20 protein-coding genes, 1 tRNA gene, 1 pseudogene and 1 riboswitch are annotated in these 17446 nt (G+C 51.8%); of the genes and pseudogenes, 17 read left to right on the top strand and 5 right to left on the bottom strand.

Going from position 1 to position 17446, the window contains the following annotated elements; genetic code table 11:
* Window positions 1-363 precede the first annotated feature (363 nt).
* The 9 genes from ltrA (at window position 364) to GZ1_RS19300 (ending at window position 5746) form a co-directional block, all read left to right on the top strand.
* Window positions 364-1623, top strand: a complete 1260-nt coding sequence (gene ltrA, locus GZ1_RS12380; protein ID WP_011230853.1) for a group II intron reverse transcriptase/maturase — start codon at window positions 364-366, stop codon at window positions 1621-1623.
* A 197-nt stretch (window positions 1624-1820) separates the two neighbouring features.
* Window positions 1821-2027: a DUF1657 domain-containing protein gene (locus tag GZ1_RS12375; protein WP_011230352.1), complete on the top strand. Its 207-nt coding sequence runs from the start codon at window positions 1821-1823 to the stop codon at window positions 2025-2027.
* Between the two features lie 97 nt (window positions 2028-2124).
* Window positions 2125-2601, top strand: a complete 477-nt coding sequence (locus GZ1_RS12370) for a YhcN/YlaJ family sporulation lipoprotein (protein WP_011230353.1) — start codon at window positions 2125-2127, stop codon at window positions 2599-2601.
* Between the two features lie 11 nt (window positions 2602-2612).
* Window positions 2613-3092 (top strand): stage V sporulation protein AC, encoded by a 480-nt coding sequence (gene spoVAC, locus GZ1_RS12365; RefSeq protein ID WP_015374180.1) that lies wholly within the window; start codon window positions 2613-2615, stop codon window positions 3090-3092.
* Window positions 3092-4105: a stage V sporulation protein AD gene (gene spoVAD / locus GZ1_RS12360; RefSeq protein ID WP_020278720.1), complete on the top strand. Its 1014-nt coding sequence runs from the start codon at window positions 3092-3094 to the stop codon at window positions 4103-4105. Before spoVAC ends, spoVAD begins: the two co-directional genes overlap by 1 nt.
* 1 nt (window position 4106) lies before the next feature.
* A complete protein-coding gene (gene spoVAE, locus GZ1_RS12355) occupies window positions 4107-4463 on the top strand; it encodes a stage V sporulation protein AE (protein WP_013146042.1) in 357 nt (118 codons plus the stop codon).
* Window positions 4464-4475: 12 nt separating this feature from the next.
* A complete protein-coding gene (locus tag GZ1_RS12350; protein ID WP_011230357.1) occupies window positions 4476-4682 on the top strand; it encodes a DUF1657 domain-containing protein in 207 nt (68 codons plus the stop codon).
* A 12-nt stretch (window positions 4683-4694) separates the two neighbouring features.
* Entirely contained in the window at window positions 4695-5555 is an 861-nt protein-coding gene (locus tag GZ1_RS12345; RefSeq protein WP_020754304.1) for a DUF421 domain-containing protein, read from the top strand.
* 20 nt (window positions 5556-5575) lie between these two features.
* Window positions 5576-5746 carry a hypothetical protein gene (locus GZ1_RS19300; RefSeq protein ID WP_164832304.1) on the top strand — a complete coding sequence of 57 codons (171 nt, stop codon included), beginning with the start codon at window positions 5576-5578 and terminating at the stop codon, window positions 5744-5746.
* A gap of 140 nt (window positions 5747-5886) precedes the next feature.
* On the opposite strand, the gene GZ1_RS12340 is transcribed toward GZ1_RS19300, so the two are convergent.
* On the bottom strand, window positions 5887-6207 hold the full coding sequence (locus GZ1_RS12340; RefSeq protein ID WP_020754306.1) for a thioredoxin family protein: 321 nt from the start codon (window positions 6205-6207) through the stop codon (window positions 5887-5889).
* 128 nt (window positions 6208-6335) lie between these two features.
* On the opposite strand from GZ1_RS12340, the gene GZ1_RS12335 reads away from it, so the two are divergent.
* The 3 genes and pseudogenes from GZ1_RS12335 (at window position 6336) to spoVIF (ending at window position 7173) form a co-directional block, all read left to right on the top strand.
* The gene (locus GZ1_RS12335) at window positions 6336-6572 is read left to right on the top strand and encodes a hypothetical protein (RefSeq protein ID WP_011230361.1); all 237 of its coding nucleotides are present in this window, start codon (window positions 6336-6338) and stop codon (window positions 6570-6572) included.
* 133 nt (window positions 6573-6705) lie between these two features.
* Window positions 6706-6789: pseudogene (locus GZ1_RS19870) on the top strand (YjcZ family sporulation protein); the annotation flags it as partial.
* Between the two features lie 126 nt (window positions 6790-6915).
* A complete protein-coding gene (spoVIF, locus tag GZ1_RS12330) occupies window positions 6916-7173 on the top strand; it encodes a sporulation-specific transcription regulator SpoVIF (RefSeq protein ID WP_011230363.1) in 258 nt (85 codons plus the stop codon).
* Window positions 7174-7296: 123 nt separating this feature from the next.
* Here spoVIF and GZ1_RS12325 read toward each other — a convergent pair whose 3' ends face one another.
* The 3 genes from GZ1_RS12325 to GZ1_RS12315 form a co-directional block, all read right to left on the bottom strand.
* A complete protein-coding gene (locus GZ1_RS12325) occupies window positions 7297-7731 on the bottom strand; it encodes a GNAT family N-acetyltransferase (RefSeq protein ID WP_013146036.1) in 435 nt (144 codons plus the stop codon).
* A 1-nt stretch (window position 7732) separates the two neighbouring features.
* Entirely contained in the window at window positions 7733-8254 is a 522-nt protein-coding gene (locus GZ1_RS12320) for a YjcG family protein (RefSeq protein ID WP_011230365.1), read from the bottom strand.
* A 98-nt stretch (window positions 8255-8352) separates the two neighbouring features.
* Window positions 8353-9081 (bottom strand): GTNG_0744 family esterase, encoded by a 729-nt coding sequence (locus tag GZ1_RS12315; RefSeq protein ID WP_013146035.1) that lies wholly within the window; start codon window positions 9079-9081, stop codon window positions 8353-8355.
* Between the two features lie 187 nt (window positions 9082-9268).
* Window positions 9269-9379, top strand: a riboswitch (SAM riboswitch).
* 199 nt (window positions 9380-9578) lie between these two features.
* Here GZ1_RS12315 and GZ1_RS12310 point away from each other — a divergent pair.
* Entirely contained in the window at window positions 9579-10682 is a 1104-nt protein-coding gene (locus GZ1_RS12310) for a methionine biosynthesis PLP-dependent protein (protein WP_015374187.1), read from the top strand.
* 3 nt (window positions 10683-10685) lie between these two features.
* Entirely contained in the window at window positions 10686-11864 is a 1179-nt protein-coding gene (gene metC, locus GZ1_RS12305) for a cystathionine beta-lyase (RefSeq protein ID WP_060788558.1), read from the top strand.
* A gap of 38 nt (window positions 11865-11902) precedes the next feature.
* Here metC and GZ1_RS12300 read toward each other — a convergent pair whose 3' ends face one another.
* Window positions 11903-12847, bottom strand: coding sequence for an HD-GYP domain-containing protein (locus GZ1_RS12300; protein ID WP_255211290.1), 945 nt, complete (start codon window positions 12845-12847; stop codon window positions 11903-11905).
* A 252-nt stretch (window positions 12848-13099) separates the two neighbouring features.
* Here GZ1_RS12300 and GZ1_RS12295 point away from each other — a divergent pair.
* The 3 genes from GZ1_RS12295 to hsdR all read left to right on the top strand — a co-directional run bounded on the left by GZ1_RS12295 (window position 13100) and on the right by hsdR (window position 17446).
* A tRNA-Val gene (locus GZ1_RS12295) sits at window positions 13100-13172 on the top strand.
* 279 nt (window positions 13173-13451) lie between these two features.
* Window positions 13452-13997: a P-loop nucleotide/nucleoside kinase family protein gene (locus GZ1_RS12290; protein ID WP_014195200.1), complete on the top strand. Its 546-nt coding sequence runs from the start codon at window positions 13452-13454 to the stop codon at window positions 13995-13997.
* Between the two features lie 206 nt (window positions 13998-14203).
* Window positions 14204-17446: a type I restriction-modification system endonuclease gene (hsdR, locus tag GZ1_RS12285; RefSeq protein ID WP_060788559.1), complete on the top strand. Its 3243-nt coding sequence runs from the start codon at window positions 14204-14206 to the stop codon at window positions 17444-17446.

The raw sequence follows: 17446 nt of genomic DNA, 5'->3' as shown, positions 1-17446 counted from the left end.
GAAGCCCTTTCTGCCGAAGGTGATACCGAGTAAATGAAGCAGATGGATGGAAGGAAAGACTGCACTCTTACCCGGGGAGGTCTGTCCGGGAAGCCAAGTGCGCTTGGCAACCGTTGGAGCGATCCAACGCTGAACGGACAGAAGTCAGCAGAGGTCATAGTACCCGTCTAGCTTAGATAGAAGGGGAAGGACCGAACCATGAAGGAGAACGGCCACTAGGCGTTCATCTTCTTTGATGAAGCAGATAACCCGAAAGGGCCTGCTTGAGGGGGGAAATGGTGAAGTCCATGGGGAACCTCAAGAGGGTGGAGAAGAAGATGGCACAAATAGAACGGACCGTTCACGTAGAGAGGAAGAATCGGAATGTGGATGAAACAGGTAATGTCACGGGAGAATCTCCTGCGAGCACTCAAACAAGTGGAAAAGAATAAAGGGTCCCATGGAACCGATGGAATGTCCGTCAAAGACCTGCGAAGACACCTCGTGGAACATTGGGACGCGATACGGCACGCTTTAGAAGAAGGGACCTACGAACCTTGCCCGGTCCGACGGGTCGAAATCCCGAAACCGAACGGAGGAGTCAGGTTACTAGGAATCCCGACCGTGACAGACCGGTTCATCCAACAGGCCATCGCCCAAGTGCTCACGCCGATCTTTGACCCATCCTTTTCGGAACACAGCTACGGGTTTCGTCCCGGTCGAAGAGGACACGACGCGGTGAAAAAGGCGAAGCAGTATATTCAGGAAGGATATACATGGGTGGTAGATATCGACTTGGAAAAGTTCTTTGATCGAGTCAACCATGACAAACTGATGGGGATATTAGCGAAACGAATTCCAGACAAAATCCTCCTAAAGTTGATACGGAAGTATCTACAGGCAGGGGTCATGATCAACGGGGTGGTCATGGAAACACAAGAGGGGACTCCACAAGGAGGGCCGCTCAGTCCACTCCTGTCCAACATTCTCCTGGATGAGCTGGACAAAGAATTGGAAAAACGAGGGCACAAGTTTGTACGGTATGCGGATGACTGCAATATCTACGTAAGGACGAAGAAGGCCGGGGAACGGGTGATGAAATCGATCACGGCATTCATCGAAAAGAAACTTCGGCTGAAAGTCAACGAAACCAAATCGGCAGTGGATCGTCCGTGGAGGAGAAAATTCCTCGGTTTTAGCTTCACCCCAAGTAAGGAGCCAAAAATCCGAATTGCAAAGGAAAGCATTCGGCGCATGAAGCAAAGGATACGCACCATGACGAGCCGATCGAAACCGATTCCCATGCCCGAACGAATCGAACAGCTCAATCAATACATTCTGGGATGGTGTGGATACTTTTCGCTAGCAGAGACCCCAAGTGTGTTCAAAGAACTAGATGGATGGATTCGACGAAGGCTGCGCATGTGCCAATGGAAAGAGTGGAAACTTCCGAGAACCAGAGTCCGAAAACTGCAAAGTTTAGGAGTGCCCAAGCAGAAAGCATATGAATGGGGAAACACTCGGAAGAAATATTGGAGAGTGGCCGCCAGTCCCATCCTGCATAAAGCCCTTGGCAACTCCTATTGGGAGAGCCAAGGGCTGAAGAGTCTTTATCAACGATATGAATCTCTGCGTCAGACTTAATGGAACCGCCGTATACCGAACGGTACGTACGGTGGTGTGAGAGGACGAGGGTTAGTCACCCTCTCCTACTCGATGCCCGGAAAGGCTGGAAAGGCGGCAGAACGTTTTGCAGAAAATGACAATTATAATTTGGCGGCGAAAAACCATTCTAAACATTGTCACCACCAATCTTACACCATATAAGGAGGACATGAATCATGACGGTTGCAACACAAGTGAAACAAACATTGGCGGGGTTAAAATCGGCTCAAGCGAGCTTCGAAACGTTTGCTTTGCAAACCGAAAACCAAGCCGCGAAACAGCTTTACCAACAAGCTGCCCAACAAACGCAGGCGGTCATTGATTTGGTGAACTCGCGCATGCAAGAAATTCAAAACGAAGAGCCACAATATAAACAACAATAACCTTCGCAGAAGCGAATGGGATGGTTTAGGCGGAAAGGTTGGCACAGCACGCCAACCTTTCCCGACTTGGCGGAAATACATAAAAACGAATGGGTTGATGAAGATGAAAAAATGGTGGTTGGCGGCCGTCGTTGCGATGATCGCGGTCGGCGGCTGCGCCAAAGAAGAAACGGAACAAAAGCAATCGCTGCAAGGGGCAAACCTGCTGAGAACCCAAACGTCCGGGACGGCGAAACATGCGGAGCTGAACCAAGGTCCGGCCGAGCGGGCGGCCAGCTATTTGCGCGGGCGCGACGATGTTCGGGACGTGGTGGCGGTCAACAGCGGGGATCGGTTGCTCATTGCTTATCAAATTCCCCATATGAAGCGGTGGAGTCGAAAACAAATTGAGAAAGACATTGACCAAAAACTGCGCGACCTGTTTCCTGGCTATGATGTTGTTTCCTCGAGCGATTTGAAAATTTTTTGGAAGACGAAGGAATTAAAAGCCAACATGGACAATCGACGCTGGGATGAACGAAAAGTCAATCGGGAAATCAGGCGCATTGAAAAGCTAAGCAAAGAGCAAACATAAGAGGTGTCATTATGGCGAATGAAAAACGGAAAAAGCTGACCCCGGTTCAGCAGGAATATCATTTATTCGAAAAAGAGCGGGAAACGAAGCGCCCTATCGTTCGCAACTGTGTTTGCGCGTTTCTCGTTGGCGGAATCATTTGCACGATCGGGCAAGCGATCTCTTATTTCTATATGTACTTCTTTGATTTCACCGAGCAAACGGCAGGCAATCCGACGGTCGCGACGATGGTCTTTTTGTCGATGATTTTAACTGGGCTTGGCGTTTATGACCGGATCGCCCAATTCGCTGGGGCGGGAAGCGCCGTGCCGGTGACAGGGTTTGGCAACGCCGTCATCTCGGCGGCGATTGAGCACCGGACGGAAGGATTTGTGTTAGGCGTCGGCTCGAACATGTTCAAGCTCGCCGGATCGGTCATCTTGTTCGGTACGTTTGCCGCCTTTGTCATCGCCCTTGTCAAAACGATTGCGACCCAGTGGGGGGGATTGTAATGCTGAAAGGGCACCGCACATGGGTGTTTGCGAACAAGCCGGCAATCATCGCAACAGCGGCGGTCGGCGGGCCGTTTGAGGCGAACGGCCGCCTCGCGGAAGACTTTGATCTTCTTCACGAAGATTTATGGCTCGGAGAGGAGTCGTACGAGAAGGCGCACCGCGTGCTCATGGAAGAAGCAGCGTTTCAGGCGATGGAAAAAGCCGGCCTAGAGAAAGAAAACGTGCAATTTCTCATCGCCGGCGACTTGATCAACCAAATGACCCCGACAAGCTTTGCTGCCCGAACGCTCGGCATGCCGTATCTCGGTGTTTTTGGCGCCTGTTCCACTTCGATGGAAGGGCTGGCGCTAAGCGCTTTTATTACCAACTACGGCGGGGCAGATTATATATTAACCGGAGCCTCAAGCCACAATGCTGCCGTCGAAAAACAGTTTCGTTACCCGACGGAATACGGCGGGCAAAAGCCGCCGACGGCGCAGTGGACAGTAACGGGAGCTGGCGTGGCGATCGTCAGCCCGAAAGGGGACGGGCCGCGCGTGACCGCGGCGACGATCGGCCGCGTTGTGGATATGGGGCTTGCCGACCCGTTCAACATGGGTGGAGCGATGGCGCCGGCGGCGGTCGATACGATTGAGGCGCATTTGCGCGACATGCAAATCGATGCATCGTATTACGATTTGATCGTCACCGGCGATCTAGGGCGAATCGGACGCCAAGTCTCCCTTGACTTGCTGCGTCAGCACGGCATTGACATCGATGAAGAGCGCTACCAAGATTGCGGACTGCTCATTTACCGCGATGGGCAGCCGGTTTTGTCCGGCGCAAGTGGGGCGGCTTGTTCCGCCGTTGTCGTTTACGGGCATCTCATCAAACGGATGCGGCGCGGCGAGCTGAAGCGCATTTTGGCAGTCGCGACAGGAGCGCTATTGTCGCCGCTATCGTTCCAGCAAAACGAGACGATTCCATGCATCGCCCACGCGGTGGCGATCGAGTATGGAGGTGAGGCGTAGCGTGTTGGCTATGTTTTTTTGGGCGTTTGTCGTCGGCGGGCTGATTTGCGTGATCGGGCAAATTTTGATGGATGTGTTTAAACTGACACCTGCACATACGTTGACGATTCTCGTCGTCGTCGGGGCGATTTTGGATGGATTCGGTTTGTATGAGCCACTCATTGATTTTGCCGGCGCCGGGGCGACGATTCCGATTACGAGCTTTGGAAACGCGCTCGTTCACGGCGCGATGCAAGAGGCGGAAAAACACGGCATTATCGGCGTATTGACCGGCATGTTTGAAGTGACGAGCGCCGGCATCTCAGCGGCGATCGTCTTTGGGTTTATCGGGGCGCTCTTGTTCCGCCCGAAAGGATAGGAGGGATCTTCCATGACCGTTGCTTCGCAGGTGAAACAAACGTTGGCGAGCTTAAAAGGCATTCACGCTGGGCTGCAACAGCTGGCGCTCACTTCCCAGGATGAAACGGCGCAGCGGACGTTTCATGAAGCGATGCTTGCGACAGAGGAGATCATCGCGGACATCAAAGACCGGATCGGCCGGCTCGAGTTCGAAGAGCCGCAATACCACGGAAAGTAAGGAGCATGATCGATGCCTATATGGTTAGAAACCGCCATTCGTTCGATTTGCATTTTAATCGGGTTGTTTGTTATCACCCGCATTCTCGGCAAAAAGCAATTATCAAAATTGTCGTTTTTTGAATACATCGTCGGCATTACCGTCGGCGATATCGCTGGAACGATGTCGGTCGATTTAGGAATTTCGTTGCAAGAAGGCATCACCAGCATTTTGATTTGGTCGCTGTTTCCAGTGGCTGTCGCTCGTCTCTCGCTGCGCAACAAGAAATTTCGCGATTTTGTCGAGGGCAATTCCACGGTTTTTATTAAAAACGGCAAAATTTTAGAGGAAAACTTGAAACGGGAGAAATATACGGTTGACGAGCTGCTCGAACAGCTGCGCAAAAAAGATGTGTTCCGCGTCGCCGACGTCGAGTTTGCGGTGCTTGAGCCAAACGGCGACTTGAACGTGTTGCTGAAGCGGGAAAAGCAGCCGCTCACCGTCGGAGATGTGTTCCCAAACCCACCGCGGGAAAAAGAGCCGCAAACGGTCATTATGGACGGCATGATTTTGGATGAGCCACTCGCTACGATGGGGCTTGGCCGCGGCTGGCTGAAGGAACAGCTTGACAAACAAGGAGTGGCGATTGAAAATGTGTTTCTCGCCCAAGTCGATTCATACGGACAGCTGACGATCGATTTGTACGATGATAAGATCCAAATTGCCGAGCCGCAGGAGAAAAAGCTGCTCTTGGCCGCGATGAAAAAAGTGCAGGCTGATCTGGAGCTGTATGCGTTGCAGACGAATTCCGAAGAGGCGAAGGCGCTGTATGAACGAAACGCCGCAGAAATGGCAGAGCTTGTGCAAAAAGTCGAACCGCTCTTGCGAAACTGATGACACAGGAGGAAAAGACGATGGAAGACAAACGGACAAAAACGACGGATGAGGAAATTCAAATCCAATTGAAAACGAACGACCGCTCCGAGCGGACGCGGACGACCGATGAGGAAATTTTGATTGAATTGATGTTTGACAGCCCGCAGCTGACGCGCCAGCCGAAAGACTACGACGAAATCGAATATTGACGGCTTCCGTTTCCACAATCGGCGATCCATAAGGAGCTGTCTGTTCATTCGCATTGGCTGTCCGGGAAGGAAAACTTCCTTCTCGGACAGCCTCTTTTTGTTGCCCTTCTTCTCTGGCGACGCAAGGGCGCCGCCCCGCCTTACTCCGGCAGAGACTGCAAAAAGGCGCGCACCTCTTCCGGCGTTTTGGCGTCAGCGCTGTGCAGATGAGCTATTTTTTTTCCGTTGCGGAAGACCAGCAGGCTCGGGATGCCAAGCACCTGGTATTTCTCGCCAAGTTCCGGAAACTGGTCACGGTCGATTTCAAACCAATCATATTGTCCATAGTCGCGAACGATGTCATCGATGAACATATTGAGGCGCACGCAGTCCGGACACCAAGTTGTGTAAAACTTCATAATCGCTGGCTTATCGCCGGAAATGGCCGCCTCGAATTGCTCAGCTGTTTCAATCTGTCTCACATTCGTTCCCTCCCTTTCATGTTGCCGTTCATCTTTACTTTACCATATGGCAAGGCAAAAAAAGAACGGGGACGCCTTCACCTCGGGCAGTCGTTTTTGCATACAACAGTAAGAAAGGGGGGGAAAGTGTGAGCAAAGAACTGGAAAAGGCGCTCGAAGGTTGGGTGGCGTCACGCAAAGAAGGGCATGAAACGTTCATCCGCCTGTTTGAACAATGGGGAAAGGACTTTAACAAACAGCTGCAAGAAATCGAAAAATTGAACAATGGATTTTTAAAAAGTGTGCAAGGCAACTTAGACTACATCGAGCAATGGTTTGCGAAGAAGGAGCGGGAATTTGCCGAGCTGTTCCGCCGATTTGGATGACAAAATGCCCTTGCGCCCATACGTCTTGATGCGCGGATGAATACGATACAGTAAACAAAGAAGGAGGTGCATCATGATGGGCTTCTGCGGCTATGGATTTCCGTACTACGGCTACGGCTATGGCGGTGGCTATGGCGGTGGCTATGGCGGTGGCTTTGTGCTGATTGTCGTGTTGTTCATTTTGTTGATTATTGTCGGCGCGGCATTTGTCGCCTAACGGAAAAAGCGAATGGGATACGGGCCGTTTCGGCGCCACGGAGCGGCTCGTATTTTTCTTTCCCTAATTTGATGCACGCCGAGGCGGGAGCATCATACGATATAGCAGGGAGAAGGAGGCGGAACGATGGATCAGCAATTTTTTAAAAACATCGAAAAGAAAACAGGTGTCAATATGAAAGACGTTTTTGAGCTCGCCAACTCGCTGCAAAACGCCAATTTCAGCGACGAAAAAACGGTGCGCCAAGTGGTGAAGCGGGTGGCGCAAATCGCTAATCGAAAAGTGCCAAAGGAGCTCGAAGACCAAATCGTCAAGGCGATCGTCCATAACGGCAAGCAAATTGATTTCAATACGATTGCCAATATGCTGAACAACAAAAAATAAGCGAAAGGGAGCTTGCGTGCGCACAGCTCCCTTTTTTGCCCTCTCTGCCTAAGCAAAAGAAAAGGTTTCTACAGATCCCCCAGCACTTGATGCCATGTAGGCGCAGGACGCTCAATCAGCTGGTTATTCGAGCGATTTCACCATCGTGACATGTGGGATGCCAGCGTCCATAAAGACACCGGAGACGGTCGTGTAGCCGAGCTTTTTGTAAAACGGTTCCGCGTGCGTCTGGGCGTTCAGTTTCGCCGTTTTCGCCCCTTTTGTTTTCGCCAGCTGTTCGATCGCTTCCATCACCATCCGTCCGGCGCCGCGGCCGCGGTAGGACGGCAGGACGCAAATGCGCTCGATTTTGCCGACGCCTTCGTCAATGAAACGGAGTCGCCCAGCACCGACCGGTGTTTGGCCATCATACAGGACGAGGTGGAACGAGTCGTCCTCGAATGCGTCGATTTCCTCGTCTTCCGGCACGTTTTGCTCCTCAATGAATACGAGCCGGCGGACGCGCAAGGCGTCTTCGTACAAAGCGCGATCTTGCGTTGTGCCAATCGCAATGTTCATCTCAGACCGTTTCCTTTCCTCCGACGATAAACGTTTCATAGACGGTCCACGAGCCGTTTTCCAGCTGATAGAGAAGATGGAAGCGGTCGACGGTCTCCTCGAAGTGCACATCTTGCAGCTTCAGCTGGCTGTAGACGTCCGCATATTCTGCGCCCGGCAAATCGCGGCCGATCGTAATGTGAGGCACGAACACAAACTCCGGCTTTCCGGCGAACAAGCCGCTGTGCAGTTGTTCATGAAGGCGCTCGAGCACGTCGTTTGGTTCCACCTTCAAATAAATGATGTTGCTTGTCGGGTAAAACGAGCTGAATTTCGTCACTTTGATCGGAATGGGAGGTGTTTCCGCCGCAATGCGGCGCAACTCTTTCGCCATTTTTTTTATTTGCTCCTCATCCGCTTCAAATGGGTATTTCAGCGTAATATGCGGCGGGATGAGGGCGTAATGGCTGTCGTACCGTTTCCGGTACGAGTTGGCGAAGTCTTGAATCCGTTTTGGCGGAAAGATCACAATGCCGTACTTCATTTTGTTTTCCCTCCTTGAACCAGTTCTTTTTCCACGCGCAGGAAACGCACGGAATGGATGCGGCGGCTTCGACATCTTTGAAGTTGCTCCGTTTTGTCCTATAACGATAAAACAGCGGCTACGGCTCGGGGGACATCCGGCTGCCAATACGTCCACGCATGACCGCCTTCGAACTCATGGTACGTATAAGCAAACCGTTTTTCCATAAACAAGTCCCGCGCCATTCGATTCGGGGTGATAAAATCGCGCACATGGCCATCCGTCGTTTTCACCGCTGTTTCCTCTGTGCCAACAGAATGGTAAAGCGAAAGGAGCGATGGATCGCGGAATGAGCGGATGCGCGCCAATACCGAGTCATCGATATAGGGGGACTGCATGGCGATTTTCCCAAATGTATGCGGATACAACAACCCGGCTAGAAGCGACACCGTTCCGCCGAGCGAATCGCCGATCAGCGCCCGGCCTTTGCCCATTTGGTATGTCGGCAGTTCGCGGTCCAAAAACGGGACGAGTTCATGGGCTAAAAAACGAAGGTATGCTTCGTGCTTTCGGCCTTCCGGGTGGTATTTCTCGTAGCGGTCGTTGACGTTCCGATACGGGATGCCGACGACGATCGTCCGGTCGATTGTTCCTTCTGCCATCAGCGTTTCGATGACGGTTTTCATTTTTCCATACATAAAATAATCTTTGCCATCTTGCGCGATTAATAAAGAATATTTGTAAAGCGGCGAAAAATTGCTTGGCAAGTAGACGAGCAGTTCGATTTCTTCTTGCAGCTCTCCGCTGTACAACTTGCAGTCGCGCATCGTTCCTGTTGCTGTCGCCATGACCATCCTCCATGAAAGCGTAAGTTCATCTGTTATTGTAACATATTTGCGCCAAAAGATGTTAACGAAGGGCTCGAATTTTTTGCGAATTTGCCGAATCGTGCCATTCACAAAAAAATGGCTTGCAAAAACGGGGGGAATGCGCTACATTTTTTATTAAAATTAGAAAAATTGAATACGCGTCTCATTCTTATCAAGAGAAGCGGAGGGAACTGGCCCAATGAAGCTTCAGCAACCAGCCGCCCGGCGGCCAGGTGCTAAATCCAGCGAATTGAGCATTCAATTCGGCAGATAAGAAGAAGCATGACCATGTGCGTATGGAAAAGTCTTCTTCTTAGAAGACTTTTTTTATTTACTCAAGCGGCCGCTCCCTCAACCGAGGGGCGTCGAGGATCAAGGCCCTCGGCCGCTGCCCGACAGACAGCGGCGCTTCGTTGGGCGTCAAATGGTCGGCCGTTGATCCATGATGGAATTTTCAGCAGAAGGAGAGAGATGAGATGGAGAAACTGGAGACGTTGTTAGCGCAAATTGGCAACCGGAGCGAAACGGTGACGGGGACGGTCAACCCGCCGGTTTATTTTTCCACCGCCTACCGCCATGCCGGCATCGGAGAGTCGACTGGGTTTGACTACATCCGCACCGGCAACCCCACGCGCAAAATCGTCGAAGAAGCGATCGCGAGACTGGAAGGCGGCGACCAAGGCTATGCGTTCAGCTCCGGCATGGCCGCCATTCAGACGGTGCTCGCCTTGTTTGAGAGCGGAGATGAGTTTCTCGTATCGGCCGACCTTTACGGCGGCACGTACCGCCTGTTTGAGCGCGGCTGGCGCAAGTACGGTCTTGGGTTTCATTACGTTGACTTTGCTGACCTCGATGCAGTGGAAGAAACGATAACGGAAAAAACGAAAGCCATTTTCTTGGAAACGCCGACGAACCCATTGATGCAGGAGACGGATATTGCCGCTGTCTCCGCGCTTGCCAAACGGCATGGGCTTTTGTTGATCGTTGACAACACGTTTTATACACCGGTGCTTCAACGCCCGATCGAACAAGGCGCCGATATTGTCATCCACAGCGCCACGAAATATTTAGGCGGCCATAACGATGTGCTGGCTGGCCTTGTCGTCGCCAAGGGCGAGGATCTCTGTCAACGCTTGGCCGAGTACCAGAACGCCATCGGCGCGGTGTTGTCGCCGTTTGATTCATGGCTGCTCATTCGCGGGATGAAAACGTTGGCTCTCCGGATGCGTCAACATGAAGAAAACGCCAAGCGCATCAGCGCCTTTTTGCGCGAACATGAAGATGTGACTGACGTCCTGTACCCAGGGCGAGGAGGGATGCTGTCATTCCGGATTGCCGATGAAAAGTGGGTGAACGGGTTTTTAAAAAGCTTGCGCCTCATTACGTTCGCGGAAAGCTTAGGCGGAGTTGAAAGCTTCATCACGTACCCGGCGACGCAGACGCATGCGGACATTCCAGAGGAAATCCGCATCCAAAACGGCGTCTGCAACCGACTGCTCCGCTTCTCGGTCGGCATCGAACATGCGGATGATTTAATCGCCGACTTGGCGCAAGCGTTCAAACACATGAAAGAGGTGTAAGCGATGGAACGGGAATGGTCGTTTTCAACGAAACTGCTCCATAATGAATGGAAAGTCGATCGCCACACGGGAGCGGTGAGCGTGCCGATCCAGCATGCCTCCACGTTCCATCAGTTCGATTTCGATTCATTCGGCAAATACGACTACAGCCGCTCCGGCAACCCGACGCGCGAGGCGCTCGAGGAAACGATCGCGGCGTTAGAAGGCGGCGTGCGCGGATTCGCCTTCGCTTCTGGCATGGCGGCCATTTCGACGGCGTTTTTGCTCTTGTCCCGAGGCGACCACGTCCTCGTGACTGAAGACGTCTACGGCGGCACGTACCGGATGATCACGGAAGTGTTGACCCGCTTTGGCATCGAGCATACGTTTGTCGATATGACCGATTTAAACGCAGTGGCCGAAAACATCCGACCGAACACGAAAGTCATTTATATGGAAACGCCGTCCAACCCATTGTTAAAAGTGACCGATATTCAAGGCGTCGTCAAACTGGCGAAAGCGCACGGCTGTTTGACGTTCTTGGATAATACGTTCATGACGCCGGCGCTGCAGCGGCCGCTTGACCTTGGCGTCGATATTGTCCTTCACAGCGCCACGAAATTTTTAGCCGGCCATAGCGACGTCGTCGCCGGGCTGGCGGTCGTGAAAGACGAGGAATTGGGAAAAGAATTGTACAAACTGCAAAACGCGTTTGGCGCCGTCCTTGGCGTCCAAGATGCGTGGCTTGTGCTGCGGGGATTAAAAACGCTCCACGTTCGGCTGAAGCAGTCGTCTGAATCAGCGGCCGCCATCGCCAAGTATTTGGCTTGTCATCCAAAGGTCGAAAAAGTGTATTATCCGGGGCTCGAGAACCACCCAGGCCATGACATCCAGCGCCATCAGGCGGCCGGGTTTGGCGCTGTGCTGTCGTTCCGTTTAGCCGATGAAGAAGCGGCTCGGACGTTCGTCCGAAACGTCCGCTTGCCGGTGTTTGCTGTCAGCCTTGGGGCGGTCGAGTCAATTTTATCGCACCCAGCGAAAATGTCGCATGCGGCGATGCCAAAAGAAGAGAGGCTCCGGCGCGGCATTACCGACGGCTTGTTGCGGCTGAGCGTCGGGCTTGAGGATGTCAACGATTTGATCGCCGATTTCGAGCGGGCGCTGTCGTTTGTGAAAGAGCGGCCGTCAGTTTCAACGCCATAGCAATCAGCCCGCCAAGCCTTCAAAGCTTGGCGGGCGGGTCAAGATGCCGCTGAGGTTGACAACAGCCGCTCCTCTTGTAAGTGTTTCAAAAAGAGGTCGACGAGTTCGCTGTCCCACTGCGTTCCCTTTCCTTTTCTCAAGATGTCCGCCGCTTGACGAATATCCATGCCTTTTCGGTACGGGCGATCGGAAGTCATGGCGTCAAACGCATCGGCCACGGCGATGATTTTGCCAAACAACGGAATCTCGTCGCCTGTTAAACCGTCTGGATATCCTTTCCCATCGATGCGTTCGTGATGGGAGCGTATGCCGGCTAGAAGCGGTTCGATCGGTTCGATCGGCCTGACTTCCCGCAAAATGGCCTCCCCAAGGGCGGGGTGTTTTTTGATCCGGGCAAATTCATCATCGCTTAGCTTTCCCACTTTAAGCAAAATGGCATCGGGAACGCCGATCTTTCCGATGTCATGCAGTAGAGCGGAACGATACAAGGCATCAAGCTGTTCATTCGGAAGGGAAAGCTTTTCCCCAATCGCGAGTGCGTAACGGGCCACGCGCAGCGAGTGCCCAGCTGTATAAGGATCGCGGGCGTCAAGCGCCGCTGTCAAGACGGTGATGAAACTGTTAAGCAGTTCTTTGTTCGTTCGGTCGCGGCGATGCACAGCATCGATCATATGATTGAATCCGCGAAGCAAATCGGCAAATTCATCAGTATACACATTGTGGGCGACGGGTTTATACGTTTCGTTTTCCGCCCATTTCATATGAGTTAACACCACGCTGACCGGCTCGTTGATTTCGTCAACCAACAGGCGAGTCAAGAAAGCGGAAAATGCGATCGAAAACAGCAAAATAACGGCCGCCCACGGCCAGTATGACCAGTGGGATGCGTTCGGCCCTGTAAGCGACCATTTGATTTCCGTCGCTAAGCTGAACAATAAGACAGGAAATGTGCTGCTGAACAAGACCGTCAGCTGCAGTTTCATTTTGAGCGGCACCGGAAGCGGCGGGCGTTTTTCATCAATTCCCCCAGCCTTTGCAAGCAAATTCTCGTTTGATAGAACAATCAGAATGTAGAAAAAATACGATGTCGAACCGTTCCAACACGCATTATTCCTTTCGGGGAAGTCACCTTTCCTTTTTTCATCATGAACAGCGATTTTTTTAAAAAAGTTGTTGACAAACAACTTGCCCGTTTATATAATTAAAAATGTGTTCGATAGCGGACAATAAAATATGATTCCGTAGCTCAGCTGGGAGAGCGCCACCTTGACAGGGTGGAGGTCGCTGGTTCGAGCCCAGTCGGAATCATCGAGTGAAATCCCTTGAGCTAGAAGGCTTCAAGGGATTTTTTGTTTATCCCGAATCTGTGACAGAAGTGTATCCAAAATGCTGGGAAGCCCAATCGTGCCGAGACTTCGACTCCATTTCGAATGTTCACCTATTTAGGTGAAAAACCCCGAGTGCAATATTTTGTTGATTGATCCAGTTTTCTTGGCAGCTTTGAACGCGTCTTTATCACGGATTCAGGTTTATGTTGTCGTTTTTATTACCACGGGTAATAAAACTATATTGTGCAGGTAAAAAGGGATGCATATGAAAAATCATCAAACAAGAACAGTCTATGTCATATCAGGCCCCGCTGGAGTTGGCAAATCAACAATTTCAACAGCATTGGCGAACAAGTTGGAGCGTAGTGCGTATATTTCCGGCGATGACATCAGCCATATGCATATCAATGGACGGAAAAAACCGTGGGAAAGTAAAGAAGAGCTTTCATTAATTTGGGATAATATTCTAAGTCTTGCAAGAAATTTTGTAAAATACGGCAATGATGTGGTAGTGGATTATATTGCCTTTCCCCAAGAAGCGATATGGTTGTATGAAAATGTAAAGGATTTAAACGTAACGGTTATGTATGTTGTTTTGTGGGCAGATGGGAAAACGTTAAGGCAAAGGGATGAGATGAGGGCCCCCGAGCAACAAATGGGGGAACGCTGCCTCATTTTGCTGAATGAGTTCCATGCATCAGGATTCGATCGAAAGCATCTTTTGGATACTAGCGGGAAACGTAAGGATGACATAGATGAGATGATTGATGAAATCATGAGCAATCAAAGATTTCGAATTGGTTAAAAGATGTTTCATTGGCGCTGCTCTTTCCTTGCCATCGCGAGTTGATTCTCACATCAGCAATGACACTGAGGACAGCAACCGCCCTTGTTCGCTTTTTTATGGTCCTGTCTGGGAACACAAACAGCCCGTTTTCAGCGGGCTTTTTTTCATGATATGATAATGGCAAAAGAAGAAAGTTGCAAAAGAGACAAAGATGAGGGATGGACATGGCGCATAACTTTCAATTTCTAGAAGGAAAATGGGATGTGCTTGCCCGAGTAGGGGAGACGGCCGAGCGGCATGTGCATCAAAACCCAAACGTGGCGATCAGCGAGCTGCGAAAGTTGGCCGAGGCGATGACGAAATACATATTGGCGCTCGAAGGCATTCGCGAAGAGCGCGGCACCGATCAGCAAGACCGCCTCAAGGTGCTGCTGTATGAACAAATCATCCCAAAAGAGATATATGACATCTTCACGATGATCCGCTTAAAAGGCAATCAAGCGGTGCATGATCCCCATTATGGGGACGTGCATGAGGCAAAGACGCTATTGCACATGGCGTTTCGCCTAGCTGTATGGTTTATGGAAGTGTACGGTGACTGGTCGTTCGAAGCTCCCCAGTATCGAGAGCCGCTGCCGCCATCGTCTGAATCGACGGATGAACTGAATCGGCTCATCGAATCGTATAAACAGCGGCTTGCCGACTTGGAAGCGGAGCTTTCGCACATCCGCGAGACGGGGCTGTATACGAGTGCCGAGGAAAAACAAAAGCGGCGTGACTATTCGCGGCGGGCGGTGGCGAATTTCGAACTGACTGAGGCAGAGACGCGCCTCATCATCGATGAACAGCTGCGGGCGGCTGGCTGGGAGGCTGATTCGGAAAAACTGCGCTTTGCCAAAGGCGCGCGGCCAGAGAAGGGGCGGAATTTGGCGATTGCCGAATGGCCGCTTCGGCACGGGGTTGCCGATTATGCTCTTTTTATCGGCTTGGAGCTGGTCGGCCTCATTGAAGCGAAACGCGCAAGCAAAGACATCCCCGCCGATATCGAACAGGCAAAACAATACGCCCGTCTCGTTGTGCGCCATGGGCAAGAAGTGATTCACGAGCCGTGGGGGGAGTATTTCGTTCCATTTTTGTTCGCCACCAACGGCCGTCCGTACGTGAAACAGCTTGAACAAAAGTCCGGCATTTGGTTTTTGGACGCCCGGAAATCGACGAACCATCCGCGCCCGCTGCAAGGCTGGTATACGCCGGACGGGTTGAAACAGCTGCTGGAACAAGACATTGAACGATCCGAACAGCGGCTGCGCGATGAGACGTTCGATTATTTGAAACTGCGTCCGTACCAAGTGCGGGCGATTCAGGCTGTTGAGCGGGCGCTTGAAGACAAGCGCCGGAGCGTGCTTGTCGCCATGGCGACGGGAACGGGAAAAACGCGCATGGCGATCGGCTTGATTTACCGCTTGCTCAAAGCGAAACGGTTTCGGCGCATTTTGTTTCTCGTTGACCGAAAAGCGCTCGCCGAACAAGCGGAAGCGGCGTTTAAAGAAAGCCGAATGGAGCACTTTCAGACGTTTGCCGAGATTTACGGTTTGCAGTCGCTGTACGACCAAAAGCCCGATCCGGAGACGAAAGTGCATATCGCCACCGTTCAAGGAATGTTGAAGCGCATTTTTTACAACGACCGTCCCGAAGACGTTCCGCCGATTGACCAGTATGACTGCATCATCGTCGACGAAGCCCACCGCGGCTATACGTTGGATAAAGAAATGAACGAAATCGAGCTGGAGTTTAAAGACCATCGCGATTATGTAAGCAAGTATCGGCAAGTGCTCGATTACTTCGATGCCGTCCGCATCGGTTTGACCGCGACGCCCGCCTTGCATACGACGGACATTTTCGGCCCGCCCGTGTTTACGTATTCGTATCGCGAGGCGGTCATCGACGGGTATTTGGTCGACCATGAGCCGCCGTATCAGTTTGATACGGTGCTGAAACGGGAAGGGATTACGTGGGCGAAAGGAGAGACGGTTGATGTCTACGACGCCGTATCCCATACGGTGTCGCAAGAGTATTTGGAGGATGAACTGAACATTGATGTTTCGCACTTTAACACGAAAGTCGTAACGGAAAGCTTTAACCGCGTCATCATTCGCGAGCTCGTCAACTATATCGCTCCGGATGATGAAGGGAAGACGCTCATTTTTGCCGCGACGGACGATCACGCTGATCTCGTCGTCCGGCTGCTGAAAGAAGAATTTGCGCGCGTATACGGAGAGTTCGATGACAATGCGGTCATGAAAATCACCGGATCGATCAAAGACCCGTCAGGAGCGATCCGCAGGTTTAAAAACGAAAAATACCCGACAATCGCGGTGACGGTCGATTTGTTAACGACAGGGGTCGATGTGCCGGCGATTACGAACCTCGTCTTTTTGCGCCGCGTTCGCTCGCGCATTTTGTATGAACAAATGCTCGGCCGGGCGACAAGGCGGTGCGATGAGATTGGGAAAGACCATTTCAACATCTTTGACGCCGTCGGCATTTACGAAACGTTAAAGCCGTATACAAGCATGAAACCGGTCGTCGCCCGCCCGCAGGCGACGCTGACGGAGCTGTTCGATGAACTCGAACAGCTTGAACAGACCGCCCATCTGGAATACCAAAAAGAACAAATCATTGCGAAGATGCAACGGAAAAAGCGGACGTGGTCCGACAGGCAACACGAAGATTTCCGCGTGCTTTCCGGCGGAAAAACGGTCGATGAATTCATCGACTGGCTGAAATCGCTGCCGTCTGATGAACTGAAAGACGGGCTGAAAGAATATAAATCGATGTTCCGCTATTTGGACGAAAACCGGTACCGCGAGCGCAAGCAATACATTTCCCACCATGAAGACAAGCTGCTTGGCGTCAAACGAGGCTACGGCAATGCGGAAAAACCGGACGACTATTTAGAGGCGTTCGGTGAATTTATCCGCACGAACATGAATAAAATCCCGGCGCTGATGATTGTCTGCCAGCGGCCGTCCGAACTGACGAGGGAAGAGTTGAAACAACTGCGATTGGAACTTGACCGAAGAGGCTTTTCCGAGAAAAAACTGCAGGCGGCATGGCGGGAGGCGAAAAATGAGGACATCGCCGCCGACATTATCGCCTTCATCCGCCAACAGGCGCTCGGCGACCCGCTCATCAGCCATGAAGAACGAATTCGCCGCGCCATGAACGCCATTTACCGGATGAAACCATGGCCGCCGCTGCAAAAGAAATGGCTTGAGCGGATCGAAAAACAGCTGCTGCAAGAATACGTCCTCCATCCCGATCCGGAAAAAGCGTTTGACTACGAACCGTTTAAAAGCCACGGCGGTTTTAAGCAGCTGAACAATATTTTCGGCGGTCAGTTGCCGCAAATCGTGCGCGAAATTAATGAAAACTTGTACAACTACGCCAAGAAGGAGCAAGCCTAG

Origin of the sequence: Geobacillus zalihae NBRC 101842 (assembly GCF_001544135.1) — a bacterium.
Lineage (GTDB): Bacteria > Bacillota > Bacilli > Bacillales > Anoxybacillaceae > Geobacillus > Geobacillus zalihae.
Note: the sequence above shows the minus strand (reverse complement) of the source record. Positions and strands in the feature narration are given on the sequence as shown.

Bases quoted from the DNA above. Each gene is read 5' to 3' on its own strand.
- ltrA (WP_011230853.1), top strand. From the start codon at position 364: ATGTGGATGAAACAGGTAATGTCACGGGAGAATCTCCTGCGAGCACTC.
- GZ1_RS12375 (WP_011230352.1), top strand. From the start codon at position 1,821: ATGACGGTTGCAACACAAGTGAAACAAACATTGGCGGGGTTAAAATCG.
- GZ1_RS12370 (WP_011230353.1), top strand. From the start codon at position 2,125: ATGAAGATGAAAAAATGGTGGTTGGCGGCCGTCGTTGCGATGATCGCG.
- spoVAC (WP_015374180.1), top strand. From the start codon at position 2,613: ATGGCGAATGAAAAACGGAAAAAGCTGACCCCGGTTCAGCAGGAATAT.
- spoVAD (WP_020278720.1), top strand. From the start codon at position 3,092: ATGCTGAAAGGGCACCGCACATGGGTGTTTGCGAACAAGCCGGCAATC.
- GZ1_RS12350 (WP_011230357.1), top strand. From the start codon at position 4,476: ATGACCGTTGCTTCGCAGGTGAAACAAACGTTGGCGAGCTTAAAAGGC.
- GZ1_RS12345 (WP_020754304.1), top strand. From the start codon at position 4,695: ATGCCTATATGGTTAGAAACCGCCATTCGTTCGATTTGCATTTTAATC.
- GZ1_RS19300 (WP_164832304.1), top strand. From the start codon at position 5,576: ATGGAAGACAAACGGACAAAAACGACGGATGAGGAAATTCAAATCCAA.
- spoVIF (WP_011230363.1), top strand. From the start codon at position 6,916: ATGGATCAGCAATTTTTTAAAAACATCGAAAAGAAAACAGGTGTCAAT.
- GZ1_RS12325 (WP_013146036.1), bottom strand. From the start codon at position 7,731: ATGAACATTGCGATTGGCACAACGCAAGATCGCGCTTTGTACGAAGAC.
- GZ1_RS12320 (WP_011230365.1), bottom strand. From the start codon at position 8,254: ATGAAGTACGGCATTGTGATCTTTCCGCCAAAACGGATTCAAGACTTC.
- GZ1_RS12315 (WP_013146035.1), bottom strand. From the start codon at position 9,081: ATGGCGACAGCAACAGGAACGATGCGCGACTGCAAGTTGTACAGCGGA.
- GZ1_RS12310 (WP_015374187.1), top strand. From the start codon at position 9,579: ATGGAGAAACTGGAGACGTTGTTAGCGCAAATTGGCAACCGGAGCGAA.
- metC (WP_060788558.1), top strand. From the start codon at position 10,686: ATGGAACGGGAATGGTCGTTTTCAACGAAACTGCTCCATAATGAATGG.
- GZ1_RS12300 (WP_255211290.1), bottom strand. From the start codon at position 12,847: ATGAAACTGCAGCTGACGGTCTTGTTCAGCAGCACATTTCCTGTCTTA.
- GZ1_RS12290 (WP_014195200.1), top strand. From the start codon at position 13,452: ATGCATATGAAAAATCATCAAACAAGAACAGTCTATGTCATATCAGGC.
- hsdR (WP_060788559.1), top strand. From the start codon at position 14,204: ATGGCGCATAACTTTCAATTTCTAGAAGGAAAATGGGATGTGCTTGCC.